Here is a 26,740-nt window from a genome sequence, read left to right on the forward strand (position 1 = left end):
GCTCCGGCAACAGCGGCTCGATCACCGCCCACAGCTCATCGCTGACCTCCCACGGCTTCGCGCGAGCCATCCTCACCCCCAACGAGCGCGATCACCTACCCCTCCACCGTGCCACACAAGATCACTCCGAAAGGACCTCTAAGGCCAGCGGCAAGGCTTCGGTGATCGAGCCGTACCTACAGCGGGTGACCTGCCAGCAGTTGTTCTTCGCGAACCCTCCAGCGGCCCAAGAACGGCGGGCCGCGAGTCGGCAAGGCCGGACGGCGGGTGCTGAAGCCCCCGCCGCTTCCCGAACCGCATCGCGGGACCGCGGCATCGACGCAGCTGACGCTGTTCACTGCCACTCGGGACTTCCGCCGGTTCGACCGGGAACTCCACGCCGACCTGGCCAATCCCTGGCTGATCCGGGCCCAGCAGGCCGCTCGGGTGTTGGGAGAAGCCCGCGGCTGGAGCCGCTGGATCACCAGCGACGTGAACCGAGCCCTGGTCATCGTGCTGTCCGGCTTCCGCGCAGGTGAGTCGATCCGATACTCCGAGCTCTTCCCGGCCCTGCGCGTCCGTGGGCTTCCCGTCGTGCGGACCGCCGAAGTCCTCGACCGTCTCGGTCTGTTCGTCGACGACCGGGCTCCCGCCGTCGACCGGTGGCTGGAGCGAAAACTCGACGGGATGCCTCCGGGCATTCATCGCGCCGTCGAAGCCTGGGTTCGCACTCTCCTCGACGGCGGTCCGCGGTCCGAGCCTCGCTCCCGGCATACGACATGGGCTTACCTGAGTGAGATCCATCCGGTGTTGCTGGAGTGGTCCAGCCGCTACGACCACCTGCGAGAGGTCACCCGGGAGGAGATCATCGCAGCCCGGGACGCTGTCACCGGCAAACAGCGCGAGCCGGATCGTCACCCTGCGGTCGCTGTTCCGGCACGCGAAGAAGGACGGCCAGGTCTTCCACAACCCCACGATCCGCATACGTGTCCCCCGGCAGAGCGGCAGTGTCCTCCAGGCCCTTGTCCAGGCGGACATCGGCGAGGCCATCGCCACCGCCGCCACCCCGGACATCCGGCTCATCGTCGCTCTGGCCGCCGTCCACGCGGCACGGCCGAAGATGATCCACACCATGCAGCTGAACGACGTCGACGTGGGCAACCGGCGCATCACCGTCGGCGGCCACGTCCGCCCGCTCGACGGCCTCACCCGCCACGCTGTTCTGGACTGGCTCGACCACCGCCGCAGCCGCTGGCCGAACACGGCCAACCCCCACCTGCTGATCACCCAGAAGACCGCCGTCGAACTCGGACCGGCCGGCAAGCTCTGGACCACCCGGGCCAACCGCAACCTCACCGCCACTCTCGAACGCCTCCGCGTCGACCGGCAGCTCGAAGAGGCCCTCACCCACGGCGCCGACCCGCTCCACCTCGCGCTCGTCTTCGGCATCGACGAGAAGACCTCCATCCGCTACGCGGACTCCGCCCGCCAGCTTCTCCAGGCCGACCTCGAAGCCGACCCCGCGAGTTCGCCAGGAACCCACGGGCCCACCCCCGACAATGGCAGCCCCGAGCCCTCGGGTTCCCGCTGAAGAACCTTCAGTTTCCACGAACTCGCGGGGATCCCGGCCCCGGTGTCCTATCTCTGACCCACGGTGCAAAGTAGCCGTCGCCCCTCTGCCCCTCCCCGTTGCTTCGCGCCCGGCCTCTTCGCTAGGCCGCACCAGTAGCCGACGAAGGGGTGGGAACGTTCATGCGCCGGGAGCGGCCCGCCCGAGGATGTGCTGGACGCCGGTGGGCGGCGACTGGGACCTGGTACCGGTGAAACAGTTCACCTTCGTCCGGCCAAGTACCGGGTGTAAGGGATCACCAACCACCTTGGAGGCACGGGTGCCCCTGATACCCGAACGGGCCGCAGCGGTCCGACCACCGGCGAGCCGGGCCGCCCCGCCACGGCCGGACGCCGCCGGCTTCGCGCTCTTCTACGAGGAGAACTTCGACGCCGTCCTCGGCTTCGTCACCCGGCGCACGGCCTGCCCGCAGGTGGCCGCCGACCTCACCGCCGACATCTTCGTCGCCGCGCTGGAGGCCGCTGGTCAGTACGACGCCAAGCGCGGGGCTCCCGCCGCCTGGCTGTACGGCATCGCCCGCAACGTCCTCTCCGCTCATTACCGCGGCAGCGTCCGTGAACAGCACGCGGTCGCCCGGCTCAACGGGCGGCGGCTGCTGGACGAGGAGGACATCGCCGCCCTCGACGAACGCATCGACGCCGAACGCGCCGCCCGCGAACTGACCGAGCGGCACGCGGAGCTGATCGAACCGCTGCGCGCGGTCCTCGATCTGGTGGCCGTCGACGGCCTCAGCCCGCGCGAGGCCGCACAGGCACTCGGCCTCAACACCACGACCGTACGGGTGCGTCTGCACCGTGCCAGGCGCGCACTGCGCACCGCACACCCACCCGTCGCCGACCGTACCGACCCGACCGCGCCCACGACGAGCGCGGTCCGCGCAGAACGCACCCTGGAGGTTGTCTCATGACCACGCCGACCGGATTCAAGAAGCAGCTCGCGGCGGAACTGTCGGCCATGGCCACCACCCTCTCCCCTGCCCCTGCCGCGCCCGTCCCTGCCCGCCGTCGGCGTACCCCGTTCGCCCTGGCCGCGGTGGCAGCCGCAGCCGCGGCGGTCGTCGTGCCGGCCATGAGCGGCTCCGGCGGCTCGCCCGCGTACGCCGTGGACAAGCAGGACGACGGCTCCCTGATCCTCGACCTGAACCGCGCCGAGGGTCTGCCCGGACTCCAGGAGCAGCTGAAGAAGCTGGGCGTCCCCGCAGTCGCCCTGAAGGCGGACAAGGGCTGCACCGAGGTTTCGCCCGCGGAGTACTGGGCCACCAAGTTCGAGTCCCTGTCCTCCGACCCCGGCAAGGCCCGCATCCGGACCGACATGATCCCGGACAACGCGACCCTGCTCGTCGTCGCGGAGTTCAAGGACGACGACTCGGTCAAGGCGATGTCCTACCGGCTGGTCAAGAAGGACAAGGCCCCCACATGCGCCGTCCCGGGCATCGGGAAGGGCGCCTTGGACCCGTCCGTCCGCGTCGGCTGACGCGCGCGCGGCGCCGCACGACGCTTCTCCTCCCGTACGGTGCTGAGCAGCGTGGGCGTCGCTCGCGGGGTACGAGGTGGTTGGTGCGGCGGTCCTGATGCTGCGGCGGCGCGGGCGGCGAAGGAGTACCCCTCGGCCCTGCGGGCGGCAGCCGGGCCGGTGCGGTACACGCTGTTGTCGACGCTGTGCCATGTGCGCCAGACGGAGATCACCGACTCGCTGGTGGAGCTGTTCATCCAGCTCGTGCAGAAAATCAACACGCGAGCGGATAAGAGCTCGCACAGATTGGCGGCGTGGGGAGCACCGGTCGTAACGCGGGCACAGGTTCCGGTGATCACGGAGGTGTGACGCTCAGTGATCACCGGGACCTGTGCTGCCATCATGGCGGCTGTACATGCATGACCTCGGATGGGTGCTGCCGGATGTGAGTGCTGGTCCGTCAGTCCTGTGACCGGTCGACGACGGGCACGGCGGTGACGGGGTTGTGGCCCGCGGCGACCAGCCGCATGACGAAACCTGCCACGTCTTCAAGCTGCCGGGCGTGCTCCAGTCCGCCTATCACGGCGGGCACGCCACCGAGGTCGCGGATCAGCTCGGCGGCGATGTCGAGCGCCGCGTCGTCGTCGCCGCACATTGCCACGGTCCGCTTCGGTTGCCCCGTCGGCGTCGGCGCCAGCCAGCTCGTCCCCGCGAACAGGTGCAGCGCCTTGACCACGCGGCTGCCTACGGCTCGCTCGGCGATGTGCTGTACCGCCGACCCGGTGGGCGGCTTGAGCAGGCCGGAGGCGTAGTCGACTGCGTTGGTGCAGTCGATCACGGCCTTGCCCGCCAATGACCCCTCGTCGGCCTCGGCGAGAGCGAGCACCTGGTCGAGCCCCTCCCACGCCACTGCCACGACCACGGCATCGCTCGCCCTGGCCACCTGCACGGGGCCGACCGCCTCGACCGCGTCGCCGAGCCGCTCGGCGATCGCCCGAGCCTTGTCCTGTGAACGGCCTCCGACGAGGACGTGGTGTCCACGTTGCGTCCACGCCTCCGCCAGTGCCGAGGCCATCACGCCGGTGCCCAGAATTCCAATACGCACGTCGCTCTCCCATTCCTCGAAGGCCTGATGCCTCGCTACGGTAGGAACCTCGGACCTACCAATCGGTAGGCCCGCATCCGGTAGGAAGAGACGCGTGAACGACCACTGCTCGCCCTTCGCCGCCGACTGTGCGGTGCGCCTGGCCGCCGACTTGATCGCTCACACCTGGGACCCAGTGGTGCTGATGGCGCTGCGAGCGGGCAGACGCCGCCGGATCGACCTTCTGAGTGGCATCGCGGGCGTCAGCGACAAGGTCCTGACCCAGACGCTTCGACGTCTGCACGCCAACGGCTTGATCATACGAATCACCACGCCGGCCGACCGCTCCGTGGCGTATGAGCTGTCCGAGTTGGGCGGCAGCCTCGCTGACGGACCGCTGGCTGCCCTCGGCCAGTGGGCGATCGATCACGCCGATCAGGTCCTTGCCGCTCAAGAGCACCACAGCACTGGCATCGGCAACCGAGTAGCGGTCAGATAAGAGGTCGTGCGGATGAGCGTGCGGTCATGGCCGGCGGTTCGGGCGTTCGTCCCAGCGGTGAGTCGTCCATGCCCGCCGGATCAGACTGCGCACGGTGATGATCGTGTCGGCGAGGTCGAAGAAGGCGTCGATGACGGTGGTGCGCCGCTCGTAGCAGCGGGCGAGCCGGTAGAAGGCGTTCTGCCAGGCGTGGGTGCGTTCGACATGCCAACGCTGACTGGCCCGGATGGGCGCCTTCTCGCCCTTGTGCGCGATGTGTCCGTGCGGGCCGCGTTCGTTGAGCAGAGTGCGGGTCTTGCCGGAGTCGTAGCCGGCGTCCAGATGCACGGTGATGTCGTCGGGCAACGGACCCAGGACGTCCAGGCGGTCCAGGGTCGGGGCAGGCAATGGGGAGTCGTGGCCGTTGGCGCCGGCCAGGACACGACCCAGTGGAATGCCGTACCCGTCCGTCATGCCCGAGCGTTTCAGACCCTGTTTGCCGCGGTCGACCGGTGAGCGACCGGCGACCTCGCCGCCTCCAGGCGCCTTGGTGATGGAGCCGTCCACGGCGATCTGATCGAGGACGAGGCCGACGATCCGGTCGTAGGAGTCCAGCGCGATCTGCTTGAGCCGGGCGAACACGCCGAGTTGTATCCACTCGTCGCGGCGGCTGCGGATCGTGGTGGCCGAGCAGGCCGTGTCGGCGATCGCTTCGTAAGAACAACGGAAGCGCAGCAGTTGCAGCATCTTGTCGAAGATGATCCGGTCGCTGATGCGCCGGCGATGGCAGCCGAGTGGATGGTCCGGGTGGAATTCCGACCGCTCGGGCAGCAGGGCCACGAATTGGTCCCAGAGCGGTTCTGTCAGCCATGACGGAAGCGCGGGCACAGTTCTCCCCAGTGATCACAGAGCATCGCCCGGGACCTGTGTCCGTTCTGCTGCCGGGGTCCCCAACCGCGCTTATCCGCGCGACCTCTTAGCCGCCTTGCAGAAGCTTGGCGAGTTCGTCGTCGCCGTCGACCTTCCCGGTGTCCACGGCCGTCTCGATCCAGTCGAGGGTCACCCTCACACGTGCGACGTTCTCGTGGACGATGACGCGCTCGTCCTCACCGAGCTGGCGGTCACGCAGGCCGGGGACGATCCGCCCGGACGACACGACGAACACGTGGAAGGCCGTGACGAGGTCGAGGAACTCCATCGAACGGTCGATCGCGCGGATCGCGGGGGTGACGGGGTGGTTCTCCCCGAAGTCCTCGCGGGCCTGCTGGCCGCGCTCGACCTGGTCCCGGTTGACCTGGTGGCGGGCGATGTCGTCGCTCATCGCCTTGAACGCGACGCCCGTCCTGCGAAGCAGCCCCGTGGACACTTCGGCGGCGACCGTCTCGTCCCGCGTCAGCTCCTCCACGACCCTTCACCTTGTCGGCCGGCGCGACCTTCTCCACGACGTCCGGACGGCGCAGGAACTCCGGGGCGACCGCCGCGGCCACGTGGTCCTCGCGGGACAGCTCGGTGACCGCCCGGATCTTGTCCTCGGGCTTGACCTGCGCGATCACGTCCGGGCGGCTTGTGCACGCCGTGTTTTCTGAGCGCTGGGCGCGCGTCCCCAGGGCGTGAGGGCCCCCGATCCATCCCTTGCACGGGTGAAACCAGTCCGTCGCTCTGGTCGCTCTTAGCCACGCATGCCTAACTGTGTGTGAGTGGCGGGAGTTCCGCTTCTCAAGTACCCGGAGGTGATCGCTGTGAAGGAATCACTGGCGAGTGTCGAGATCGTCGACGTCTACGAGCCGCCGCTCTTGGTCGAGGTCGGCGACTATGCCGAGGCCACGCAGGGTCCTGGCCACTACTACACCGAAGGCCCTATGGATCATTACGCAATGTAACTGAAACATGACCGACTGTCGGCCCATGGCTAAGTTGCCTGGGTCGGCGGTCCCAGCCTTCTTCGCCAGCCTCCAGAGTGGAGGCCCGTCATCCTGGAGAGGTTCATGGGCTCCGTCCCTGCCTGCTGGTTCGTCGTCTTGCCCGATCGGGACTTCTCCCCGGGCACTCTGACACGTCTGCGGGCGGAGGCTCGCCCAGCCGTGCTCCAGGTGGTGGCACACGCTTCGGGTCGGCCGTGGCTGGTCGGCTGCTGGTCTGACGAGGAGGTGAGCGTCTACGCCGCCGGTGCGGTACGGCTGGCTGTTGTCGGGACGTGTTCGGTGAGCGCCGCCCAGTTGGCTGGATGCACTCGGCGGGTGCGGGAGGTGGCTCAGGTCGAGGCGGCCCTGGCAGGAGCCCACGGCTGCTTTTACGTCATCGCCTCCGTCGCCGGACGCACCTACACTCGCGGCAGCCACTCCGGACAGCGCCAGATGTACCGGGCCGCCGTGGACGGCAGCACCGTGTGCGCCGACCGCTCCAGCGTGCTCGCCCGGCTGACCGGTGCCGGACTGGCCCCACGGAGCTGGGCCTGCGCCTGGCCGGTAGAACGGTGCCCCACCCTCTCGCGAGCGGCGCGCTCTGGCGCGACGTGCACGCGGTGCCGCCGGGCCACGCCGTGGAGATCAGCCCGGACGGGCGCGTGCTCACGAGGCGGTGGTGGCAGCCGCCCGCCCGCGAGCTGCCGTTGCGCGAGGCCGCCGCCGGCCTCAGGGATGCGCTGCGGCGAGCAGTCTCGTTGCGGGTGCGGCCGGGTGAGGTGGTGGGCGCGGATCTGTCCGGTGGCATGGACTCCACCTCCCTGTGCTTCCTTGCCGCCGAAGCCGGAGCACGGCTGGCCGCCGTGACCCTGGACTGGCGGGCCCCCACCAACCAGGACCGGACCTACGCGACCGACGCTGCCCGGCATCTGACCGGCGTCGAGCACATACTGTTCGCCTCGGCCGAAGTGCCCGCCCACTTCAGCGGGCTCGACGAACACCAAGATCTGACCGACGAACCGACGGTGGCCCTACGCGACTGGAAACAACAGCAGTACCTGGCCGATGCCATGCTGGCGCGCGGGGCCCGCTGGCGGATGTCGGGTCACGGCGGGGACCACGTCGTCCAACCACCGCCGGCGTACCTGCACCGTCTGCTGCGCCACGCTCCAGGATCCGGGATGCGGCACGCCGCCGCACTGCGTGCGCAGCACCGCTGGCCGCGAGGGGTGAGCGTGCGCACCCTGCTCGATACACGCTCCTACGCGTCCTGGCTCACCGACACCGCCACACAGCTGCCAAAGCCCTCTCCCCCCACAGGCCCCGGCTGGGGCATGCGCCCGCAACTTCCGCCATGGGCGAGCGAACAGACCATTCAACTGTGCCGCGATCGGCTGCACGCGGCGGCCCAGGACGCAGAGCCACTGCACCACGAGCGCGGCCGACACGCCTGGATTCACACCATTCAGCAGGCCGGGCAGGTCGCCGGGCACCTCAGCCACCACGCGGCGCTCGCTGGTCTGCCCGTGCATACCCCGTTCTGTGACGACGCCGTCATTGATGCCGCCCTCGCCGCCCGCCCGTACGAGGCTGCCACCCCCTGGTCCTACAAGCCCTTGCTCGCCACGGCCCTGCACGGCCTGGTGCCGGCCCCCGTCCTTGAGCGCACGACCAAGGACCACTGCGGCATCGAATGGCACGAGGGCCTGCGACTGCACCGGCCTGTCCTCGCCGCATGGGCCGGCGACTCCCGGCTGGTAGCAGCGGGCCTGGCCGACGAGGAGCAACTGCACCGGGCGCTGCTCTCACCCGAACTGCTCACCGGTGGCGCCGTCGAACTGGAAGCCACCCTGGGCGCAGAGGCCTGGCTGCGCGACCTGGAACACACGCACCAGCCGAAGGAGAAGGACGTTGCACCGACTACGCCGTGACGTCACCGCCTGCGCCACTGACGACGGCATGGTCCTGCTGGACGAACGCGGGGGCACCGGGTGAACCGCAAGCGCATCGCCTGCGTCATGCGTGAGCGCGGCATCCGCGGTGTCACCCGCCGCAAGCACCGCTCGCTGACCCGGCCGGATGCGAAGGCGAAGCCGGCCCCGGATCTGATCGGCCGCGACTTCCACGCCGAGCGTCCCGGGCACCCGGCTGGTCGGCGACATCACCTGTCTCCCGACGGCCGAGGGCCGACTCTGTCCCGCCTGCTGGCTGGACCTGGCCACCCGTGAGGTCATCGGTTACGCGATGGCCGGCCACCGCCGCGCCGAGCCCGTCGTGGATGCCCTGGTGGCCTGCGGCCGAGGCGGTCCGGAGCCCGGATGCGTGGTCCGCAGCGATCGCGGCAGCGAGTACGCCCCGGCGCAATTCCGGGACGGAATACGGGAGTTGGGGCTGCGGGCAGAGCTGCGGACGCACCGGATCGTGTTTCGACAACGCCGCGGCGGACAGTTTCTGGTCCCTGCTCAAAGAAGGGATCGGAACCCGGACCTGGCCCGGCCGGGCCACCGCCCGCCCCGAGGTCTTCAACTTCATCGAGACCTTCTACAACCGCCGCCGCCCGCGCAAGCGCAAGATCCTCGGCTACCTCACCCCGGCCGGGACCAGGCAGCGGCATCAACACGCCCTCACGGCACAACAAACGAGTGTCCGGGATCACGGGGAAACTTCACCGGCCATGTTGCGCCCGATTCGGCACTTACAGCGCCTGGCGCATACGCGCGAGAGCAGCGCGCAGTCGTGCTGCCGCGGACTGTTCTAGATTTACGTGCTTCGCCGGGCCATTCCGGTCCGTTGCGCCCCCAACGTTGTCTGCCGGCGACGAATCAACGCGTTCAGGCGTCACGTTCCACCCCACGGCAGGGAGTGCCGTGGCAGAGCTGCTCCGTTCCTCCTCGACGGCACGGAGCTGCCTGCGTTCGTCCCGGCTCCACCGCCAAGCGCAGTCTCACTGACGGTAGCCGCCGGTGTCATGGGGCGTTCCGGCTGGCAGCGGTGTTCCGGCCAGCGGACCGGACTCTGGCGGTCCGGATGTCTCGCGTGCACAGTGCGGAGCATGACCGACCAAGCAACGATCGACGCGCTCGTACGGCGTGTCGAAGTCCTTGAAGCGGAGGCGGACATCCGCCGCGTTCAGGCCCGTTACATGTTCCTCTGCGACACTCCTTGCCCCGAGTTCGGCGTGAAGAACGACAAGCAGCGCATCGAGCTGATCCTGGACCTCTACGCCGAGGACGCCATCTGGGAGGGTGTCGGGGAGTACTACGGCGACCAGTTCGGTCGGTGTGTGGGCAAGGACCAGCTCCGCGCCCACTTCCGTAACTTCTGGCCGGAGCAGCAGGATCCGAAGCTGATCATGAACGCTCACTGGCTGACGTCGGAGCAGATCCACGTGCACGGTGACGAGGCCGACGGGCAGTGGATCCACTTCCAGCCTTGGCTCTTCTCCGACGGTAAGTCCCTCGTCCGGGCCAGCCGGTTGAACAACGCCTTCCGCAGAATCGGCGGCCAGTGGAAGATCACTCGTACGCGTACGGAGAACGTGGCGATCGTCGACCTGCCCGACTTCTTCACCAGCAGCTACCCGTCGGAGTCGGTTCTCCTCAAGGCTCCGGGCACCAATCACACCAACGAGCACGTGCGGGACGCCTGACATCCGACGCGGGCGGCCGACCGGGAACCTCCGGATGCCGAGGGTGCCGGGAGCTGTCCGCTGTCACACTCGGCAGCCGAATCCGCTGGGCAACTGGGGCAGCGGTTCGTACCCCAGGCCGGGCGGCCTCCGCGTTCAGCGGGACGTCGAGCGTGGGATCGCGGTCGAAGAAGCCGAAGGGCCTGAGCTTGAAGCCTGTGTAGTCCACCGGCATGATCGGCCGGTCCTCCGGGTGCGGGGCGTGGGTGAGGCCGAAGGTGTGCCGGACGACGAGGGGCCGCCCGTCGATGGGACGGTCGGTCCGAGACCATCTGCGCGTAGGTCAGGGACACCACGGCGTCCCGGGCCGGTGCCCCGTGGGTGTCCTGGAGTTGCACCCGCACCCGGCCTTCGACTCGGTCCGCGTTCTCCGGCGTGTACAGGTTGTCCTTGGCCGGTTCGTCCAGGCCGAGACAGGCGAACCGAGTCGTGCCGGCGCCCAGGCCGAAGGAGCTGAGGAGGTCCCGCGTCGCCCGGATCCCTCATTGGTGACGGGGCCAGCGGGTCGTGTCGGCCGGTCATGGCGGCTCCAGCAGTCTTGGTTCTACGTCCCGTCCGTAGAACAGCAGCCGCGGGTGACGGCACGGCCCCGCGCGCGTCGCCGAGTGACTGAAGGGTGGCACTCGGCGCGGCAGTCGGCTCGTCGGGGTGGAACGCAGAGCGGCTTCGTCGGCCGTAGCCGGCCACAGGTGCACGGGCTGACTGCCATTGCGTGCATGCCGGCGTCCCAAGTCCGTGTCACGGGTGCCGTGTGCATGCCGTGGTGACTGACCGTGCGTCCAACGGCGGACCGGAAGGCCATGACTGCGCCAGGGTCTGACTCAATCCCGTCCCGACCGTGTCGATACGGGCCGCCTCATCGAATCGTCACCCCCCCCCAGCACCGAGGAGCGCCTGGAGCCTGTACCGGAGGCGGCGGAGGCAGACACGTGGACGCCGCGATCCGCGCAGCCCGCGAGGCGTTCGACGCGCCTGGCGGGAACGGGCCCCGGGAATCCGGACGGATACCTGCGGACCCAGTCCCTGTACCTGTGAGCGCCTCACAACGGGCGAAGGGCCCCTGGAATCCGCCAACGGCCAGGGCCCCTTCTCCGGGTCCTCCGGGGGTCGGGGGCGCATACACCCCGCAGGGACCGCACGCATCTCCCCGTCGCCTGGCGGTCAGCGCATGAAGAGGCCCCCGTTGGCGTCCCAGCACGCGCCGGTGACGACGTCGGCGTGCTCGGCCACCAGCAGGACGACCATGTCCGCGATGAACTCGGGCCGGCCGAGCCGGCCGACCGGGATCATCGCCTCTGTCTGGGCCAGCTTCTGCGGATCGACGGTCCGCCGCACCACCGGCAGGTCCTGCGGCCCCGGGGAGACGGCGTTCACCGTCACGCCGCGCGGGCCGAGATCGCGGGCGAAAACCTTGGTCAGGGTGGCGACACCGCCCTTGGCCGCCGCGTAGTGGGCTCCCGTCGCCGTGCCGCCGTTCTGTCCGGCGAGCGAGGCGATGTTGACGATGCGTCCGTCGCCGCGCTCCGCGAAGTACGCCCCGAAGACCTGGCATCCGTAGAACGTACCGTTGAGGTTGGTGTCGACCACCGCCGTGAAGCTCTCCGGGGTGATGTCCATCAGCGACTCGATCTTCGAGTGGCCCGCGTTGTTCACCAGGGCGTGAACGGCTCCCCACCGCGTCACCACATCATCGAGCGCTCGGCTGAAGGCGTCCTTGTCCCGCACGTCCAGGGCCAGGCCGACAGCGCTCTCGCCCGTCGGGTCGAGTTCGGCGGCGGCCTCGGCGGCGGCCTCGGCGTCCAGGTCGGTCAGGGCGACACGGTAGCCCTGGGCATGCAATCGGGCGGCGACGCAGCGGCCGAGGCCGCCGGCCGCGCCGGTCACCAGGGCGGCCCGGCGGGCACCATCAGAGGTGTGCGGGCTCATCGGGTCACGTCCGGCAGCGGACGGCCGACGCGGGCCTCGATCTTCATGTAGCGCCACAGGCCGCACTCGCCGACCTGGACGGTGCGGACCAGGTTGCAGGCCGCGGCGACGGTCGCCTGGTCGGTGACGTCGGCGAGCACGTAACAGGTCCAGGGCCAGCCGTCCGACGGGCCGACCATGTGCTGGTCGTCGTCGATGGTGCCGAGGACGTCGACGCCGGGCAGCTCGTGCATCTGCTTGAGCATGTCCACGGTGCCGGCCCAGACGTCCTTGTGCTGCCCGGTCGGCAGATCGAAGAAGTTCTGGTTGACGCCGATGCAGAACAGGACGCGCAGCGGGGTGTCGGAGGAGGTCACAGGTGGTGCCTTTCGTCGGGGTGCGGGCGGGGGTCAGAGGTAGCCGGGGAACGGCTGGGTGCCCATCAGGACGGCGCCTGCACCGTCGTACATGCCCTCCTGGAGGAAGGCGTGCTGCGGAACCACGGAGGCGTCCCGCAGGTAGCGCTGCATGGGGCTGCCGTCGACGATGGCGCGGATACCGGCCAGTTGGTAGGCGGACCGCACCACCTCGAAGGAGGTTTTGGCGAGGTGAGCTGAGGCCAGCCGCAGCAGGCTCGCCTGGTGCGGGGTGGCCGCGTCACCCCGTTCCACGGTCGCCCACACCTGCTCGGTGATGTCGTAGAAGAAGGCGCGCACCGACCGCAGGTCGGCCTCGGCGCGGCCCACGGTGATGCGGTAGGAGGCGCGGTCGGCGGCGACGGGCCCACCGGTGTGGCTGGCGCGCCCGCCCTCGGCGATGACCTGGTCCAGGGCCGCGCGGGCCACTCCGGCGCCGACGACGGCGAGGACCTGGGCGGCGTAGGGAATGACGGGGTAGCGGTACAGCGGTTCGTCGACGGTGGGTTCCCCGCCGCGGACGAAGGTCCACTTCTCCGGGACGACCTGACCGTCGACGATCAGGTCATGGCTGCCGGTGCCGCGCATGCCGATGACGTCCCAGTTGTCGGCGATGTCGATCTGGTCGGGGCGGAGCAGGGCCGTCCGGGGGCGGCCGGTCCGGTCCCCTTCCACCTTGACGCCGACGCCGAGGATGTCGGCGCCCTTGGAGCCACTGGCGAACTTCCAGCGACCTGCGATCCGGAGTCCGCCATCGACTCGCTCCGCGGGCTGGACGGGGAACAGGCCGCCCGCGAAGGCGATGTCGGGGCCGTCCGCGTACAACTCGGCCTGGGTCTCCAGGGGGAGCGCCGCGAGGTAGATGAGGGACGAGCCGAAGCTCGCGACCCAACCCGCCGAGCCGTCGACAGCGGAGATCCGCTCGATCAGCCGCAGGAAGTGGGCCGGCGGCAGCGGCTCGCCGCCGAAACGCCGGGGTGCACTGGCCCGGTAGATACCGGCCTTCTTGAACTCGGCGATGACGTCCCCGGGTACGTGCCGCTTCTCTTCGAATTCCTGCCGCCGTTCCGCGACCAGATCGAGGACGTGCTCGAAATGCTGCGAAGGTGAGTGCTCTTCGAACGTGCCGAGCGGCGAAGATGTATCCAGCGTATGTGTCATGCAATTATCCTCTGGCAACGGCCGGGAGATGTCCGATATCGCTTCGTCATCGAAACTAGGCCGACGCGCTGCTCACCGGCAATTGGGGATCGGACGGCGCGTGTAGGGGTTTTCCCTTACGGCGCAGCGGTAGCCGGAATCGGAAGACGGCGCCGCGCGGCTCGTTGGCGCCGGCCTCGATCTCGCCGCCGTGCCGGGTGATGATGCGGTGGCTGAGGGCCAGGCCGATGCCGTGGCCGTCGCCCTTGGAGCTGAATGCGCCGTCGAAGATCCGTCCGGCCCGCTGCGCGGGCAGCCCTTGCCCGGTGTCCCGCACCTCGACCTCGGCGTGGCCGCCGCGCCGACGGGTCGTCACCACCACGGTCCGCTGTCCCCCGGCCGACCGGGCCATCTCCTCGATGGCGTTGAACGCCAGGTTCATCACGACCTGGCCGATGAGCACCTTCTCGCACCGCACGGGGAGTTCCTCGGCTGCGTGCTCCCAGCGCACGGTCACCGACTGCTGCCGGGCACGGACGTCCACGAAGTAGCCGCAGTCGGTGACGATGTCGTCGAGGTCGGCCCACTGCTGGGACTCCTCAAGACGTACGACGTACTCGCGCAGGCTGCGCAGGATCAGGGCGGCGCGGTCCAGTTGCCGGGTAGCGTTCTCCAGCCCCCAGCGCAGGTGCCCGGGGTCGGGGTCGTCGGTGAGACGGCCACCGACCCCGGCAACGAAGTTGTGCGCGGCGGAGATCGGCTGGCTGACCTCGTGCGCGATGGCCATGGCCATGTCGCCCATGGCGTTGTAGCGGGCGAGGTGGTTGAGGTACTGGGCGTCGCGGCGGTGCTCCTCCTCGGTACGCACCAGGGCGGTGATGTCGTGGAAGAGCAGCAGGGTGCCGCACAGGTCGTTCTCGATGTGGATGTACTGGCAGCGGGTGGCGAACCAGCGATCCGGGCCGCCGTCGCCGTCCGGTACGGCCAGTCGGTAACGGGTGTCGGTGACCCCGCCGCCGGCGGCCGAGGTCAGCGCCACCCGCAGCAGGCGGGCGGAGTCCGGGGCCAGGAAGCCGGTGAAGTCGGCGCCGACGACGGTGTCGAGGCCGCGGCCGAGGAGGGTCCCGGCGGCGGCTCCGGCGAACAGGACCCGCCCGTCACCGTCCAGGACGACGATGCCGGCGTCGAGGCTGCGCAGAAACGCCTGGAGCCGCCCCTCGGTACGGAACAGGTCCCTCCGGGTGGCCTTCTCCTCGGCGATGTCCCGGAACTGCACCATGACGACCGGGCCCCGGGCGAGGTCCACGCGGACGGCTCTGGCCTCGCTGAGTATGTCCGTGCCGCCCTTGGCGCGGTAGCACCACTCGATGGTGCAGCTCCCCTCGTCGACGGCCCGTTGCAGCCAGGCACGGCCTTTCGCGCGGCCGTAGGGCCGGGCGTGGGAACTCATGTGGGGGGCCTTCAGCGGGCGCAGTTCCTCAAGCGTGAAGCCGAGGGCGGCGCAGGCGGCCGGGTTGGCCCACAGGATGTCCTTGGTACGCGCGTCGTGCACCAGAACGCAGTGCTCCAGCGCGGCGAACAGCGCGGCCAGGTCCGAGTCGGTGAAGCCGGACGGCGTGCGGGGAGGTGCGGACACGCGGCATCACACCCGGGACTGGTCGAGCCCGCAGCGCATCATGTCGCCGATGAGCGCGCCCAGGGTGTCGGCGCCGGTCTTCTCCCGGATACGGGCCCGGTGGGCGTCGACCGTCTTCAGACTGATCCCGAGCCGCTTGGCGATGGTTCTGCTGGGCACGCCGCCGATCACCTGGCGCAGGGTCTCGCGCTCGCGGGAGCTGAGCGCGACGAGCCGGTCCTCGACCGCCCGGCGGGCCGCGCGCCGCGCGTACCGTTCGCCGGCCGTCCGCAGTCCGGCCTGCACCACGTCGAGCATGCGTTGCGGGTCGTAGGGCTTCTCCAGGAAGTCGACGGCTCCCTGCCGCAACGCCCGTACGGACATGGGGATGTCGCCGTGGGCCGAGACGAAGACCACGGGCAGCACCGCGTCCTCGGCGTTGAGCAGTTCCTGCACGCGGAAGCCGCCGGTGCCCGGCATACGGACGTCCAGGACCAGGCAGGCGGGGCGGTCCGGGTCGAAGGCCGCGAGGAACGCGCCGGCGTCCGTGAAGCACTGGGTGCGGATGTGCACCGACTCCAGGAGCCAGGCCAGGGACAGGCACAGTTCGTGATCGTCGTCGAGGACGTAGACGAGGTCGGCCGCGCCGACGGGCGAAGTTCCCGAGCGGTGGGGCGGGGAGAGCGGAGTGACGTTCATCGTTCCTCGTTTCCGAACGGACCGTGTCCGGTCGCCACCGCACCCTCCAGGGCGGCGGCGCGACGCGGTGGTTCCGAAGACGTTAGGGGGGCTCGCCCGTGCGGCGTTCGCCGACGGGTGCACGGAAAACCGCCAACCTGTGCACCGTGTCGCCGCCTTCAGGCGGACGCGGACACGTTCGCCGCTGCCGTGGTCCGCTCAGCGGGCCAGGTCTTTACGTGCCGTGTCCCGGAATGAAACGTTGCCGAACAGGCCGGTGACACGAGGCGGATTACCGTCCTCGGAAGACATCCCGCAGGTGGAGCGCGCTATGACGTCCTTGGTGAGCACCGAAACCGTCACCCGCGCGAAGCGGTTCGAGCACGGGGTGCACGGGATGTCCCGGGTCTTCGGCGGCCTCGACAGCCGCCCGGTGGACCGGTCTTCCTTCCACGGCGTGGCCGTCAGCGGCTCGGTGGGCTCGCTCTGGCTCACCTCGATCGATGCGGGGCCGCTCTCCGTGCGGCCCTCGGAGCGCCGGACGGCTCCGGAGGAGCGGGACTGCTACAAGGTGGCGCTCCAGGTTTCGGGGACGTGCGTGGTGGAGCAGGACGGCGCCGTGGACACGCTGGCCCCGGGCGACATCGCCATCTGCGACACCTCCCGTCCTTACGCGTTCACCTACGGCTCCGATTTCCGCACCGTCCTGATGCTGCTGCCCCGTCCCCTGCTTCCGGTGCGTCCGGAGGTGATGCGCGGTATCACGGGGCGACGGCTCACCTCGGAGGGCGGCGTCGGCGCGGTGGTGAGATCCTTCCTGCGGTCGCTCGGCACGCAGAGCCGGGCGTGCTCCGGGCCGGCCGCGCTGAGCCTCATGGACGGCGCCGTGTCCCTGGTGACGGCGCTGGTGTCGGAGAGACTGGCCGAGACGGCCCCGCCTGCTCCGCAGGAGGCGATGATGACGCGCCTGCGCGGCTACATCGAGACCCGGCTGCCGAACCCCGACCTGACGCCGGACGCGATCGCGGAGGCCCACGGCATCTCGCGGCGGTACCTGTTCAAACTCTTCGCCGCCGAGGGCCTCACCGTCGCCGGATGGATCAGGACCCGCCGACTGGAGCGCTGCGCCCGGGACCTGGCCAGTCCCCTGTCGGCCGGGCACCCGATCAGCATGGTCGCCGCCCGCTGGGGCCTGCTCGACGGGCGGCACTTCAGCCGGGCGTTCAAGTCGGTCTACGGCGAGACGCCCCGGGACTTCCGGCGGCGCGCACTGGACGAGCACGCCATGGAGCGTTGACCTCGGGCAGGAGGTGCGACGCCCGTCCGGGGCCGGACGGCCGGTTCAGATGTCGATGCGGTGCAGGAGAACGTCCCTGACCAGGGTGCCCATGTTCCCGGCCCCCGTCTTGGCCTTGATCCGCGCCCGGTGGACGTCGATGGTCTTCACGCTGGTCCCCAGACGCTGCGCGATCGCCTGGCTCGGGTGACCGTCCACGACCAGCCGGAGCACCTCGCGTTCCCGGTGCGTCAGGTGTTCCAGCCGCTCCCGCACCTGCCGGTGACCGGCGTGCCGGGTGAATGCCTCCTCCGCGGCCCGCAGTTGGTTCTGGACGACCTCCAGCATGCGCTGCGGCTCGTAGGGCTTCTCCAGGAAGTCCACGGCGCCGCCCCGCATCGCGCGGACCGACATGGGGATGTCGCCGTGGGCGGAGCAGAAGATGACGGGGGCGGGGTAGTCGCGCCGGACCAGTTCCTCCTGCAACTGGAAGCCGCTCAGGCCCGGCATGCGGACATCCACGATGACGACGGCCAGCTCCCCCGGGTCGAACTCCTCCAGGAAGCTGGCCGCCGTCGGGTAGGTGAGCGCGACGATCTTCACGCTCCGCAGCAGGAAGACCAGCGACTGCCGTACGTCCTCGTCGTCGTCGATGACGTGGACCACGGGAGTGGTATCGGATTCCGTCATGGTGTGTCCCCTCGTGGCGTGAGGCACCAGGGCGGAGTCAGCCGGCCGCCTTCACCCGGTACCCGGAACGGCCCCGGGGCACGGCGGCTCCCCGGTACAGGCCCCGGCCGATGTCGGCGGCGGTGGCCCACAGGACGTGGATCAGGCGTTGCTCGTCCCGCCGTGCCATGGGAACGGTCGCGGAGACGGCCGCGATCACGCGGTCGCCGCCGGGGTGCATGACCGGGACGGCGAAGGTCTTGAAGCCCGGGACGCACCGCTCGCGTTCCTCCGCCCAGTGTCGGTTGCGGATCTGGTCGAACTCCGAGCGCAGCGCGGCGACGTCGGTCGGTCCGGGGGCCGCTCCGCACGCGTCCAGGACGGCCCCCTCGCCTTCACCGTGGGCGAGGAACAGCCGCCCCGAGGCCGTCAGCAGGCCGGGCATCCGGCTCCCCACCGACGAGAGGAGGGCCGCCTCCCTGCGGCCGGCGAGGCGCTCCAGGTAGACGCAGTCGGTGCCCTGCGGGACGGCGAGGTGGATCACCGCACGGGCGACCGCGCGCAGATCCAGGAGGGCCGGCTGCGCCACGGTGCGCAGACGGGCGGGGCCGGGCACGAGCTGGCCCAGTTCGAAGATGCGCCAGCCGAGTTGGTACCCCTCGGCGGTCCGTGCCAAGAAGCCGAGCCGGACGAGTTCGCTGCCGAGCCGGTGCACGGTGGTCTTGGGGACTCCCGACCGGCGGCTCAGCTCGGTAAGCCCCAGACAGGTCGAACCGGACGAGAAAGCCCCCAGCAGGAGATGGGCTTTGCCGAGAACGGAATCGGCGTGCAGCTCGGGAGTTGAGGTCTCGAATGCCGGAGTGGCCGTCTCCTGGCATTCAAGGTCCGCCTGCGCCCTCACGTGCATACCGCGTCCATACCGCGTCCCTTTGCTGTTTTCCCTTTGGCCAGCGGCAATTGTTGAACCCTCTTGTTTCTGTTGGCACTCCTCGAACCAGGACAACGCAAACCGCGCACCGTGCTACTCCTGTCATCTTCCGGAGGCCGAGGCGCATTCATCAAGGGAAACGGTCCGCTGGACGGACCCGCGCGCTGCCGTCCGTCGCGCGGCCTTCTCGACGGGAATCCCTGGCCCCGAGGACCGAGACGACGGCCCGGAAGCTGTGGCACCCCTCGGTACGGGCACGGCGGGCGTCCTCAGCCCAGCCTCTCCTCGATCCAGGCGCTCAGGGCCAGCAGTTCGCCCTCCCCGCGGGCCGGGCCGATCGCCTGGAGACCGAGCGGCAGTCCCGCCCCGTCCCGCAGGCCGGGGATCGTCACCACGGGAAGGCCGAGGGCTTGCCATGCCCTGCTGAGCAAGGGGTCACCGGTCGCCTCCGTACCCGCCGGCGCCGCACCCGGCGCGGCGGGTCCCACGACGGCGTCGTACGACGTGACCGACGTGAACAGAGCCCCGACGCGGGCGCGCGCTTCGGACACGGTACGGCGTGCGGCGAGACAGTCGGCGTCGGACGTGGCGGCGCCGGTGCGCAGCAGCCGGGCAAGCGGCTCGCTCAGCCGGTCGGCGAGGGCCAGTTCTCCGGCGCGCTCACGGGCGGCCTCGTACGCCATCACCACGGGGTGCGCCGAGGTGACGTCGGCGATGAGGCGCTCCTCGGGGAAGTCGTCCACGACTGCCCCGGCGGCGGTCAGCCGCTGCCGCAGCATGCCGAGGGCCTGGCCCATGCCGTCCTCGACCGCCCGGAGGGGTGCCGCGGTCCACCACAGGACGCGCGGCGGCCGGGCGTACGGCGCCGCGGGTCCGTCGCCGGTCAGGGCCGCCCAGGCGACGGCGAGGTCACCGGCGCCGGCGGCGTACACCCCGTGGCTGTCCAGGCTGGGGCTGAGGCCGACGACACCGTCGGTGGGGAAGCGCCCGTGCGTCATGACCAGGGAGGCGACGCCGCAGTAGGCCGCGGGGCGGGTGACCGATCCGGCGGTCTGGGAGCCGATGGCCAGCGGTACCTGGCCGGAGGCCACAGCGGCGGCCGAACCGCTCGACGACCCGCCCGGGGTGTGCCCCGGGGCTGCGGGGTTCCTCGTGGGGCCCGGTGCGAAGAAGGCGAACTCCGTGGTGACGGTCTTGCCGACCGGTATCGCGCCAGCGGTCCGCCAGGCCCGTACGATCGGCGCGTCGGTCCGCGCGGCCGGCGCGTCGGCCCGCAGCGCCGAGCCGCACCGGGTGGGGAGTCCCGCCACGTCGATGATGTCCTTGACCCCCAGCGGTACTCCGCCCAGCACGCCGAGCGCCGCTCTCACGTCCGGCGACGGGTTCCGCTCGACCCACGCGGCCAGCTCAGGTTCGGTCTCCGCGATGCGAGAGCGCGCCTGGTCAAGGGCCGCGGCCGGGGACATGACACCGGTGGCGAGATCCCTGACCAGCTCCCGCAGGGACCAGGGTGCGTACAGACCGCTCATGACTCCGCCCACGCCGCGTCGGCCTCCCAGTAGTCCATGCCGGCGGGACTGACCGCGTGGCGCCACTGCGAGGTGCGGCGCAGGGTGGGCTCCACCTTGCGCGTGACCTCGTCGGCCGCCCGGGGCCCGTCGGCCTCCACCGCCCAGTGCACCCAGTTCAGTTCGCGCCCTTCGGCGTCGCGGGTGAAGAGGTCCACGTGCCGCCAGCCGTAGCCGAAGGTGTCGTTGTAACAGGTCAGGGTCATCCGGGGCATGCCACTCACGTCAGGTGCTCCGCTTCTCACGCCGTCAGCGACGTCGGGATGGGATGGAACCCGCGGCGGAAGTACACCAACCCGCCGTCGCAGCCCTCGCCGACGATCACCCGATCCACCTCGACGAACATGACGGTGTGTGAGCCGCGCTCCGCCGCGCCGGTGATGCGGCCGAGGACCGAAGCCGCCGACCCGCGCAGCACCGGAGCGCTGTGGGAGTGGTCCCAGACGCTCTCGGTGGCGGTGAACCTCTCGCCGGAGGGCACCCGGCCGGCGAACGCCATCGCCACGTCCGCGTGTTCGGGACCGAGCACGTTGATGCAGACGTCCCGGTTCTCCCGGAAGATGTCATGACTGCGGCTGGAGCGGTTGACGCACACCAGCATGGTGGGTGGCGCGTCCGTGACGGAGCAGACGGCGCTCACGGTGATACCCGCTCGGCCGCCTGGGCCATCGGTGGTGACGATGTTGACGCCTGCGGAGAGATTCGACATCGCCTCGCGGAACATCCGCTGTGTCGGCGTCAGTTGGGTGAGGTTCTCAGCCACTGTTCCTCCTGCCGGGACCTGGGCACCCGGGCGAACCCCGAGCAGGTCGACCGTAGGGCGCAGTGCGAGGTCAGCGGTATCGAGAGTTCTTCCGCCCGCACTGAGGATTTCCCCTACACGGCCGGGGCGGTGGGGAACGCGAAGCCGCGTAACGGACCGCCGTCGGGCCCCGGTTCGGCCCGCGCCCCCGGTCGGACACCTCGACGGTACTGAAGAACAGGTTGAGCACCACCTGCCTGGTCAGGACGCGTTCGCACCGCACCAGGACCGCGAACGCGTCGGTGAGGACGCTCCGGCCAGGTCCCGGCATCGGGCGCCACTCGACGCGGTCGTACCGCTGAGCCGCGCCGCTGATGTGGTTGGCGCGTCATGGGCGCCATGAGCAGGCCGACAGCGTGCGCCTCCGCATCGGCGGCTTCCCGCTTCCCGCTTCCCGCTTCCCGCTGAAGAAATCCCCTACGCCCAGCGAGGCCATTCCCAATTGGCCGGGTTCCGCGGCTTGCCTAGCGTCTTGTGCACCGACCGACGAAGGAGCGACGTGAGGATGCCACAGACGCCTGCCCCGGTGACGTGGGAGCCGGCCCCTCGACGAGCTGACGCGGCGACGCGGCGACGACAGCGGCCTGCCCCGGGCCGCCGTGCCGCGCCGGGCTCAGGTGCGGGACGCCGACTGCCCGCACCGGCATCACCGGCGCTCCCCCTCCCCGCTCCCCCGACCCTCCCGGGCTTCCTGTGAGCCGCACGGACCTCTCCCCCGAACCTGGAGGACCTTTCCATGACTGTTGAGTTCACCGCGGACACCGTCCACGGTCTCGCACCGAGTGATCTGGTGCGGGAAGACCGGGTGGCCGGTCGGATGTACACCGATCCCCAGCTCTTCGAGCTGGAGATGACGAGGATCTACGAGCGGACCTGGGTGTGGGTCGCGCACGAGAGCGAACTGCCGAAGGCGGGCAGCTTCAAGTCGACCTATGTCGGCCGGCAGCCGGTCATCGTGGTCAAGGACCGCAAGGGCACCGTCAACACGCTGCTCAACCGCTGCCGCCACCGCGGCGCCAGCCTGTGCGAGCAGCGCACCGGGCACGCCAACGGCTTCACCTGCCCTTACCACGCGTGGTCCTACGGCCTGGACGGCAAGCTGCGCGGCATCCCCTACCCGGACGGGTACGAGGGTGTCCTGGAGAAGAGCGAGCTGTCCTTGCGCAAGCTGCGCACCGAGTCGTACGGCGGCATGGTCTTCGCCACCTTCGCCGACGGCATCGAGCCGCTGGCGGACTTCCTCGGTGACGTCAAGCTGTGGATCGACCGCTTCATGAAGCAGGGCGGCGGCTACCCGGTCAAGGTGCTGGGAACCCACCAGTTCAGGTTCCACGGCAACTGGAAGATCCAGTTGGAGAACACCACGGACGGGTACCACTTCCCGATCGTGCACCGCTCCTGGATGGCCTCCGTCGACGCGGAGACCGCCGACATGATGTCCTTCATGACCGACCCGGCGGCGATCACCCACGACCTCGGCAACGGCCACAGTGTCATGCAGATGGTGCCCGAGCACTCCGACCTGGACGTCGACGACGGCACCGAGCCGCTCCAGGCCCGCTTCGCCACCCTCGTCACCGAGCTGAAGTCGGCCGGACTGGACGACGCGGCCGTCCGCAAGCTGGTCCGCGCCGTGCACGGCACCGGCTTCAACCTGAACCTCTTCCCGAACGTGTCGATGTCGAACTCTTTCCTGCGCGTCCTGCGGCCGATCTCGGCCAACGAGACCCTCATCGAACACATCGCCGTCGGCCCCGAAGGACCGGCGGAGATCGTGGACCCCGTCAACCGCGAACGGCTGCGCATCCACGAGCACTTCCAGGGCCCCTTCGGCTTCGGCACCCCCGACGACGCCGAGGGCTGGGACCGCGTCCAGCGCGGCGCCCAGGCAGCCCCTGAGATGCCGGTCCTGGTCAACCGCGGCCTGGCCCGCGAGTCCGCCGGCCCCGAGGGGTGGCCGACCTCCCACGTCACCGACGAGACCGGCATGCGCGCGGCGTACAACCAGTGGAAGCAGATGATGAGCGATGGCTGAGACCCTCATGAACACCGCGGGCACCGAGCTGACCGACTCCCGGGTGATCCGAGCGGTCCAACTGGTCTGGCACGAGGCCGATTTGCTGGACCACAAGCGGTACGAGCCGTGGCAGGACCTCTACTCCGAGGACGCGTACTACGTCGTCCCGATCGACCCGGAGACCGAGGACTTCCCCAACACGCTCAACATGGTCTACGACGACGCCCGGATGCGGCAGATGCGGGTCGCCCGCATGACGGAGGGCTACGCGATCGCCGCCGTCGACTCGGCCCGCACGGTCCGTACCGTCTCCCGATTCGTGGTCGAGAACGTCACCGACGACGAGGTCACCCTGCGCTCGGCACAGGTACTGGTCGCCTACAAGCGCGGCCGGCACGACCTGTGGGCGGGCGAGGTCACCCACCGGATCAGGCTGTCGGACGACGGCGACCGGATCGCGCTGAAGGTCGTACGGCTGGTGGACAGCGAGGACGCGGTCCCGGCGGCGGGGTTCCTGCTGTGAGCGTGCCCGTCCGGGTCGCCGAAGTGATCGCGGAAGCCCCGCGGATCCGTGCCCTGCGGCTGGTCCGGGAGGACGGTGCGCCGTTCACCCCCTACCGGGCCGGCGCCCACGTGGACGTCACGGGACCGACCGGGGTGCTGCGGCCGTACTCGCTGTGCAGCCCGCCTGAGGACGCTTCGTCGCTGCTCATCGCGGTGAAGCGGGAGCCGGAGTCGCGCGGCGGTTCCGCCGCCCTGCACGAGGTGGGCGAGGGCGACCGGCTGAAGGTGGGTGAACCCCGCAACCTGCTGGCGGTCGCCGACGACGCCGACCGGCACCTCCTGGTGGCCGGCGGCATCGGCATCACGCCGCTGCTGAGCATGGCGTACGAACTGCACCGGCGCGGCGCGGAGTTCACGCTGTGGTACTTCGCCCGCTCCCGGGAGGAGGCGGCCTTCGCCGACCTGCTGGAACACCGTGTGGAGTTCGGTGACCGGGTGCGCCTGCGCTTCGGTGTGCCCCGCGCGGAGCAGCTCGCGGTGCTGGTGCGGGAGGCCGCCGGGCTCACTGCCGCCTCCCATGTGTACACGTGCGGCCCGCAGGGCTTCATGGCCCAGGTGACGGCGGCGTTCGAACCGGTGGTCGGCAGCGAGCACGTGCACGCCGAGAACTTCACAGCGACCGAGGTCGACACCAGCGGCGACCAGCCGTTCACCGTCGAACTCGACACCGGTGAGGTCTTCGAGATCCCCGCCGACCGGTCGATCCTGTCGGTCCTGGAGGAGCACGGCATCGACGTCTTCAAATCCTGCGAGGAAGGCATCTGCGGTTCCTGTGTCTCCGGCGTGTTGGAGGGGACTCCGGAGCACCGCGACAACTGCCTGTCAGCGGCCGACAAGGCGTCCGGCACTCAGATGGCCCTGTGCGTCTCACGGACCAGCAGCAGCAAGCTCGTCATCGAACTGTACTGAGCCGCACCGCTCTCCCCTGTTCCAGGAGACCCGTGGTCGCCTCTCGACGTTCCTCGGCCTGGCCACACCATCGGCCTTCTGACGGCGCCCCTCGGTGCGGGCCTGTTCGGTTCGGGCGGTGACCGGCGGGGCCGCGAGGTCGCCCTGCCCGCCGCGTTCGTCCTGATGGGGACGGCCACGCCGGGCATGCGCGGCCTGCTCGCCTGCCGGGGTTCGTAGCTGGGAACGGGTGACCGGCACGGTGCCGGTGGAGGCGATGACCGCCGTGCCCGCGAGTTTCGCCGTGCACTCTCCGTTGTGACATGGACCACCTGTTCCGTTGAGCAGACCACAGGTCCGCTTACGGGAACACACCTGCGTGATAGCAAGAGGCCATCGGTCAACACGCCGTCCCCGCGCGCCCGTGACCAGCACGGCGGCGGGAGCCTGGGCATGTCAGCCCCGAGATCTTCCGGTTCCTCGCGATCCATGAAGTACGGCCCGCTCTCGGCGGCAGTCCACGAGAACGGGCAGTGAACACGCAGAGGGGACGGACGAGGATGAGCGGCCGGACGGCTGGAGCGGGACGGCACCGCGGCGCGTCACACCTCGGACAGGTCTGGCGGGAACTGGTGACCGTGCACCCGCACGCCACAGCCCACTGGGGAGCGCTGCGGGCCGCGGTCGGTATCGCCGTCCCGTCCGCTTACGTGCTGGCGGTCGGCCGCCCCGAATGGCTCGGCTACGCGAGCTTCGGCTGCTTCGTCGCCGTCTACGGCCGGCACGCCACCTGGCGGGCTTCGGCCACCCGTCGTGGGCGGGAGTGGCGGCAACGATCCCCCTGGCCGGTGCCACCGCCGTCGTACAGGCCGCGCGGGCCACACTGCGTTTCGTGGGCACGCTGGCCGGCATCGCCGTGACCTATCTGCTGCTCGCGCCCGGCCCGCCGACGTGGGTGCTGTGGATCGCCGTCGTGGCCTCCATGCTGCTGGCCGAGCTGTTCATCGCCCGCCACTACGGCATCGCCGTCGTCGGCATCACCCCGACCGCCCTGCTGACCAGCCATCTCGCCTCCCCGGCCGCGCTGCGGTTCCTGCTCGTGGACCGCGTGGTGGAGACCGCGGTGGGCGTGCTCGTCTCGGTCGTGCTCCTGCGCGCGGTGCGCGCTGTCCGGCGGGGCGCGTCCCGACGTGCACGGGGTGCCGGGGGTGTGACGGGTGGCGTGGCGACGGCGGACGCCCAGGCCGACAGAGCACGTCAGACATGTGAGGAGTGAGGAGACCGGGTGGGACACGAAGTGAGCCCTCAGTCGGCGCGGAACAGTGTGCTGGGCAAGGTCCAACTGATCCTGGAGTGCTTCTCCCACGAAGACCAGCGCCTCAGCCTCTCGGAGATCGCCCGCCGCTCGGGCGTCGCCAAGGCGTCCGTCCACCGGCTGGCCCAGGAGCTGCTGGACTGGGGCGTCCTGGAACGCCATGGGCATGACTACCAACTCGGACTGCCCCTGTTCGAGCTGGGGCAGCGCGTCCCCCGCCAACACATCCTGCGCGACACCACCCGCCCGTACATGGAGGACCTGCACCAGGCGACCAGGGAGACGGTCCACCTCTCGATCCCCGACGGCCTCGACGTCCTCTACCTGGAGAAGGTGTACGGGCACGGGCAGGTGGCCTGGCCGTCACGGGTGGCCGGCCGGATGCCCCTGCACGGCCCGGCGACAGGGAAGGCGTTCCTCGCTTTCGGTCCCGCGTCCCTGCTGGAGGACGTCCTGGCCGCGCCCCTGAAGAGGATCACGCCGCGTACGGTGAGCACCCCCGGGGCCCTGTCGGCGGAGCTCAAGCGGGCGCGGAGCCTCGGTTATGTCGTGGAGAGCGAGCAGGCCCGCCTCGGGCACGTCAGCGTGGCGATCCCCTTGTACGGCACCACCGGCCTCGTCATCGCCGCCATGTCGGTGACCGCACCGCTGCACCGCACCGCTCCGGCGAGATACGCGGCGCTGCTGCGGGAGGTGAGCCACCGGTTCACCCGGTCGATCGGGGCGACGGACTTCACCTGAGCAGGA

Annotated in this window: 28 protein-coding genes and 3 pseudogenes; 15 read left to right on the plus strand and 16 right to left on the minus strand. The window is 70.2% G+C overall.

Going from position 1 to position 26,740, the window contains the following annotated elements; genetic code table 11:
• The first annotated feature begins 772 nt into the window (after nt 1-772).
• The 4 genes from NMN56_RS27925 to NMN56_RS27940 all read left to right on the plus strand — a co-directional run bounded on the left by NMN56_RS27925 (nt 773) and on the right by NMN56_RS27940 (nt 3,430).
• Nucleotides 773-1,570, plus strand: coding sequence for a hypothetical protein (locus tag NMN56_RS27925; RefSeq protein WP_274046407.1), 798 nt, complete (start codon nt 773-775; stop codon nt 1,568-1,570).
• A gap of 298 nt (nt 1,571-1,868) precedes the next feature.
• Nucleotides 1,869-2,516 (plus strand): RNA polymerase sigma factor, encoded by a 648-nt coding sequence (locus NMN56_RS27930; RefSeq protein ID WP_274046408.1) that lies wholly within the window; start codon nt 1,869-1,871, stop codon nt 2,514-2,516.
• On the plus strand, nt 2,513-3,082 hold the full coding sequence (locus NMN56_RS27935; protein ID WP_274046409.1) for a hypothetical protein: 570 nt from the start codon (nt 2,513-2,515) through the stop codon (nt 3,080-3,082). The genes NMN56_RS27930 and NMN56_RS27935 overlap by 4 nt, the downstream gene beginning before the upstream one ends.
• 39 nt (nt 3,083-3,121) lie before the next feature.
• The gene (locus NMN56_RS27940) at nt 3,122-3,430 is read left to right on the plus strand and encodes a hypothetical protein (protein WP_280842902.1); all 309 of its coding nucleotides are present in this window, start codon (nt 3,122-3,124) and stop codon (nt 3,428-3,430) included.
• A gap of 91 nt (nt 3,431-3,521) precedes the next feature.
• Here the strand turns inward: NMN56_RS27940 and NMN56_RS27945 are convergent, their stop codons facing one another.
• Nucleotides 3,522-4,166, minus strand: coding sequence for an NADPH-dependent F420 reductase (locus NMN56_RS27945; protein ID WP_274046411.1), 645 nt, complete (start codon nt 4,164-4,166; stop codon nt 3,522-3,524).
• A gap of 94 nt (nt 4,167-4,260) precedes the next feature.
• Between NMN56_RS27945 and NMN56_RS27950 the strand changes: the two genes are divergently transcribed.
• A complete protein-coding gene (locus NMN56_RS27950) occupies nt 4,261-4,644 on the plus strand; it encodes a winged helix-turn-helix transcriptional regulator (RefSeq protein ID WP_274046412.1) in 384 nt (127 codons plus the stop codon).
• 24 nt (nt 4,645-4,668) lie between these two features.
• On the opposite strand, the gene NMN56_RS27955 is transcribed toward NMN56_RS27950, so the two are convergent.
• The 3 genes and pseudogenes from NMN56_RS27955 to NMN56_RS43090 all read right to left on the minus strand — a co-directional run.
• Nucleotides 4,669-5,511: an IS5 family transposase gene (locus tag NMN56_RS27955; protein WP_274046413.1), complete on the minus strand. Its 843-nt coding sequence runs from the start codon at nt 5,509-5,511 to the stop codon at nt 4,669-4,671.
• Nucleotides 5,512-5,599: 88 nt separating this feature from the next.
• Nucleotides 5,600-6,028, minus strand: coding sequence for a DUF6192 family protein (locus tag NMN56_RS27960; RefSeq protein WP_347178675.1), 429 nt, complete (start codon nt 6,026-6,028; stop codon nt 5,600-5,602).
• A 70-nt stretch (nt 6,029-6,098) separates the two neighbouring features.
• A pseudogene (locus tag NMN56_RS43090) lies at nt 6,099-6,176 on the minus strand (hypothetical protein); the annotation flags it as partial.
• 186 nt (nt 6,177-6,362) lie between these two features.
• Between NMN56_RS43090 and NMN56_RS43370 the strand changes: the two are divergent.
• The 4 genes from NMN56_RS43370 (at nt 6,363) to NMN56_RS27970 (ending at nt 10,173) form a co-directional block, all read left to right on the plus strand.
• The gene (locus tag NMN56_RS43370) at nt 6,363-6,503 is read left to right on the plus strand and encodes a lasso RiPP family leader peptide-containing protein (protein ID WP_274046414.1); all 141 of its coding nucleotides are present in this window, start codon (nt 6,363-6,365) and stop codon (nt 6,501-6,503) included.
• 593 nt (nt 6,504-7,096) lie between these two features.
• Nucleotides 7,097-8,455 carry an asparagine synthase-related protein gene (locus NMN56_RS27965; RefSeq protein ID WP_274046415.1) on the plus strand — a complete coding sequence of 453 codons (1,359 nt, stop codon included), beginning with the start codon at nt 7,097-7,099 and terminating at the stop codon, nt 8,453-8,455.
• 217 nt (nt 8,456-8,672) lie between these two features.
• Nucleotides 8,673-9,629, plus strand: a complete 957-nt coding sequence (locus NMN56_RS43375; RefSeq protein WP_430542728.1) for a DDE-type integrase/transposase/recombinase — start codon at nt 8,673-8,675, stop codon at nt 9,627-9,629.
• Entirely contained in the window at nt 9,577-10,173 is a 597-nt protein-coding gene (locus NMN56_RS27970) for a nuclear transport factor 2 family protein (protein WP_274046416.1), read from the plus strand. The genes NMN56_RS43375 and NMN56_RS27970 overlap by 53 nt, the downstream gene beginning before the upstream one ends.
• Here NMN56_RS27970 and NMN56_RS43095 read toward each other — a convergent pair.
• The 7 genes and pseudogenes from NMN56_RS43095 to NMN56_RS28000 all read right to left on the minus strand — a co-directional run.
• Nucleotides 10,124-10,474, minus strand: a pseudogene (locus NMN56_RS43095) (copper amine oxidase); the annotation flags it as partial. The gene NMN56_RS27970 and the pseudogene NMN56_RS43095 sit on opposite strands and share 50 nt — an antisense overlap.
• Nucleotides 10,475-10,535: 61 nt before the next feature.
• A pseudogene (locus NMN56_RS43380) lies at nt 10,536-10,691 on the minus strand (hypothetical protein); the annotation flags it as partial.
• Nucleotides 10,692-11,373: 682 nt separating this feature from the next.
• Nucleotides 11,374-12,138, minus strand: coding sequence for an SDR family NAD(P)-dependent oxidoreductase (locus tag NMN56_RS27980; RefSeq protein WP_274046417.1), 765 nt, complete (start codon nt 12,136-12,138; stop codon nt 11,374-11,376).
• The gene (locus tag NMN56_RS27985) at nt 12,135-12,494 is read right to left on the minus strand and encodes a hypothetical protein (protein ID WP_274046418.1); all 360 of its coding nucleotides are present in this window, start codon (nt 12,492-12,494) and stop codon (nt 12,135-12,137) included. The genes NMN56_RS27980 and NMN56_RS27985 overlap by 4 nt, the downstream gene beginning before the upstream one ends.
• Before the next feature lie 33 nt (nt 12,495-12,527).
• Nucleotides 12,528-13,694, minus strand: coding sequence for an acyl-CoA dehydrogenase family protein (locus tag NMN56_RS27990; protein ID WP_274046419.1), 1,167 nt, complete (start codon nt 13,692-13,694; stop codon nt 12,528-12,530).
• A gap of 55 nt (nt 13,695-13,749) precedes the next feature.
• Nucleotides 13,750-15,309, minus strand: a complete 1,560-nt coding sequence (locus NMN56_RS27995) for a PAS domain-containing sensor histidine kinase (RefSeq protein ID WP_274046420.1) — start codon at nt 15,307-15,309, stop codon at nt 13,750-13,752.
• A 6-nt stretch (nt 15,310-15,315) separates the two neighbouring features.
• The gene (locus NMN56_RS28000; protein ID WP_274046421.1) at nt 15,316-15,987 is read right to left on the minus strand and encodes a response regulator transcription factor; all 672 of its coding nucleotides are present in this window, start codon (nt 15,985-15,987) and stop codon (nt 15,316-15,318) included.
• Between the two features lie 322 nt (nt 15,988-16,309).
• Here NMN56_RS28000 and NMN56_RS28005 point away from each other — a divergent pair, with 322 nt between their 5' ends.
• The gene (locus NMN56_RS28005; protein WP_274046422.1) at nt 16,310-17,263 is read left to right on the plus strand and encodes an AraC-like ligand-binding domain-containing protein; all 954 of its coding nucleotides are present in this window, start codon (nt 16,310-16,312) and stop codon (nt 17,261-17,263) included.
• A gap of 45 nt (nt 17,264-17,308) precedes the next feature.
• On the opposite strand, the gene NMN56_RS28010 is transcribed toward NMN56_RS28005, so the two are convergent.
• The 5 genes from NMN56_RS28010 to NMN56_RS28030 form a co-directional block, all read right to left on the minus strand.
• A complete protein-coding gene (locus tag NMN56_RS28010) occupies nt 17,309-17,932 on the minus strand; it encodes a response regulator transcription factor (protein WP_274046423.1) in 624 nt (207 codons plus the stop codon).
• A gap of 37 nt (nt 17,933-17,969) precedes the next feature.
• Entirely contained in the window at nt 17,970-18,818 is an 849-nt protein-coding gene (locus NMN56_RS28015) for an IclR family transcriptional regulator (protein WP_274046424.1), read from the minus strand.
• Nucleotides 18,819-19,108: 290 nt separating this feature from the next.
• Complete coding sequence (locus NMN56_RS28020) at nt 19,109-20,368, minus strand: amidase (protein WP_274046425.1); 1,260 nt, start codon at nt 20,366-20,368, stop codon at nt 19,109-19,111.
• The gene (locus NMN56_RS28025; RefSeq protein ID WP_274046510.1) at nt 20,365-20,622 is read right to left on the minus strand and encodes a hypothetical protein; all 258 of its coding nucleotides are present in this window, start codon (nt 20,620-20,622) and stop codon (nt 20,365-20,367) included. Before NMN56_RS28025 ends, NMN56_RS28020 begins: the two co-directional genes overlap by 4 nt.
• A gap of 26 nt (nt 20,623-20,648) precedes the next feature.
• Entirely contained in the window at nt 20,649-21,170 is a 522-nt protein-coding gene (locus tag NMN56_RS28030) for a flavin reductase (protein WP_274046426.1), read from the minus strand.
• Nucleotides 21,171-21,945: 775 nt separating this feature from the next.
• Here NMN56_RS28030 and NMN56_RS28035 point away from each other — a divergent pair.
• From NMN56_RS28035 to NMN56_RS28055, 5 genes are all read left to right on the plus strand, one after another.
• A complete protein-coding gene (locus tag NMN56_RS28035; protein ID WP_274046427.1) occupies nt 21,946-23,244 on the plus strand; it encodes an aromatic ring-hydroxylating oxygenase subunit alpha in 1,299 nt (432 codons plus the stop codon).
• On the plus strand, nt 23,237-23,749 hold the full coding sequence (locus NMN56_RS28040; RefSeq protein ID WP_274046428.1) for an aromatic-ring-hydroxylating dioxygenase subunit beta: 513 nt from the start codon (nt 23,237-23,239) through the stop codon (nt 23,747-23,749). Before NMN56_RS28035 ends, NMN56_RS28040 begins: the two co-directional genes overlap by 8 nt.
• Entirely contained in the window at nt 23,746-24,699 is a 954-nt protein-coding gene (locus tag NMN56_RS28045; RefSeq protein WP_274046429.1) for a PDR/VanB family oxidoreductase, read from the plus strand. Before NMN56_RS28040 ends, NMN56_RS28045 begins: the two co-directional genes overlap by 4 nt.
• Before the next feature lie 712 nt (nt 24,700-25,411).
• Nucleotides 25,412-25,954 carry an FUSC family protein gene (locus NMN56_RS28050; RefSeq protein ID WP_274046430.1) on the plus strand — a complete coding sequence of 181 codons (543 nt, stop codon included), beginning with the start codon at nt 25,412-25,414 and terminating at the stop codon, nt 25,952-25,954.
• A gap of 9 nt (nt 25,955-25,963) precedes the next feature.
• Nucleotides 25,964-26,734 carry an IclR family transcriptional regulator gene (locus NMN56_RS28055; RefSeq protein WP_274046431.1) on the plus strand — a complete coding sequence of 257 codons (771 nt, stop codon included), beginning with the start codon at nt 25,964-25,966 and terminating at the stop codon, nt 26,732-26,734.
• Nucleotides 26,735-26,740 lie beyond the last annotated feature (6 nt).

Origin of the sequence: Streptomyces iconiensis, from assembly GCF_028657195.3 — a bacterium.
Classification (GTDB): Bacteria; Actinomycetota; Actinomycetes; order Streptomycetales; family Streptomycetaceae; genus Streptomyces; species Streptomyces iconiensis.

Excerpts from the sequence above, each read along its gene's own strand:
- NMN56_RS27980 (WP_274046417.1), bottom strand. The coding sequence starts at position 12,138 with ATGAGCCCGCACACCTCTGATGGTGCCCGCCGGGCCGCCCTGGTGACC.
- NMN56_RS28040 (WP_274046428.1), top strand. The coding sequence starts at position 23,237 with ATGGCTGAGACCCTCATGAACACCGCGGGCACCGAGCTGACCGACTCC.
- NMN56_RS28050 (WP_274046430.1), top strand. The coding sequence starts at position 25,412 with ATGGCTCGGCTACGCGAGCTTCGGCTGCTTCGTCGCCGTCTACGGCCG.
- NMN56_RS28020 (WP_274046425.1), bottom strand. The coding sequence starts at position 20,368 with ATGAGCGGTCTGTACGCACCCTGGTCCCTGCGGGAGCTGGTCAGGGAT.
- NMN56_RS28015 (WP_274046424.1), bottom strand. The coding sequence starts at position 18,818 with ATGCACGTGAGGGCGCAGGCGGACCTTGAATGCCAGGAGACGGCCACT.
- NMN56_RS27990 (WP_274046419.1), bottom strand. The coding sequence starts at position 13,694 with ATGACACATACGCTGGATACATCTTCGCCGCTCGGCACGTTCGAAGAG.
- NMN56_RS28025 (WP_274046510.1), bottom strand. The coding sequence starts at position 20,622 with ATGCCCCGGATGACCCTGACCTGTTACAACGACACCTTCGGCTACGGC.
- NMN56_RS28035 (WP_274046427.1), top strand. The coding sequence starts at position 21,946 with ATGACTGTTGAGTTCACCGCGGACACCGTCCACGGTCTCGCACCGAGT.
- NMN56_RS28010 (WP_274046423.1), bottom strand. The coding sequence starts at position 17,932 with ATGACGGAATCCGATACCACTCCCGTGGTCCACGTCATCGACGACGAC.
- NMN56_RS27935 (WP_274046409.1), top strand. The coding sequence starts at position 2,513 with ATGACCACGCCGACCGGATTCAAGAAGCAGCTCGCGGCGGAACTGTCG.
- NMN56_RS27970 (WP_274046416.1), top strand. The coding sequence starts at position 9,577 with ATGACCGACCAAGCAACGATCGACGCGCTCGTACGGCGTGTCGAAGTC.
- NMN56_RS28000 (WP_274046421.1), bottom strand. The coding sequence starts at position 15,987 with ATGAACGTCACTCCGCTCTCCCCGCCCCACCGCTCGGGAACTTCGCCC.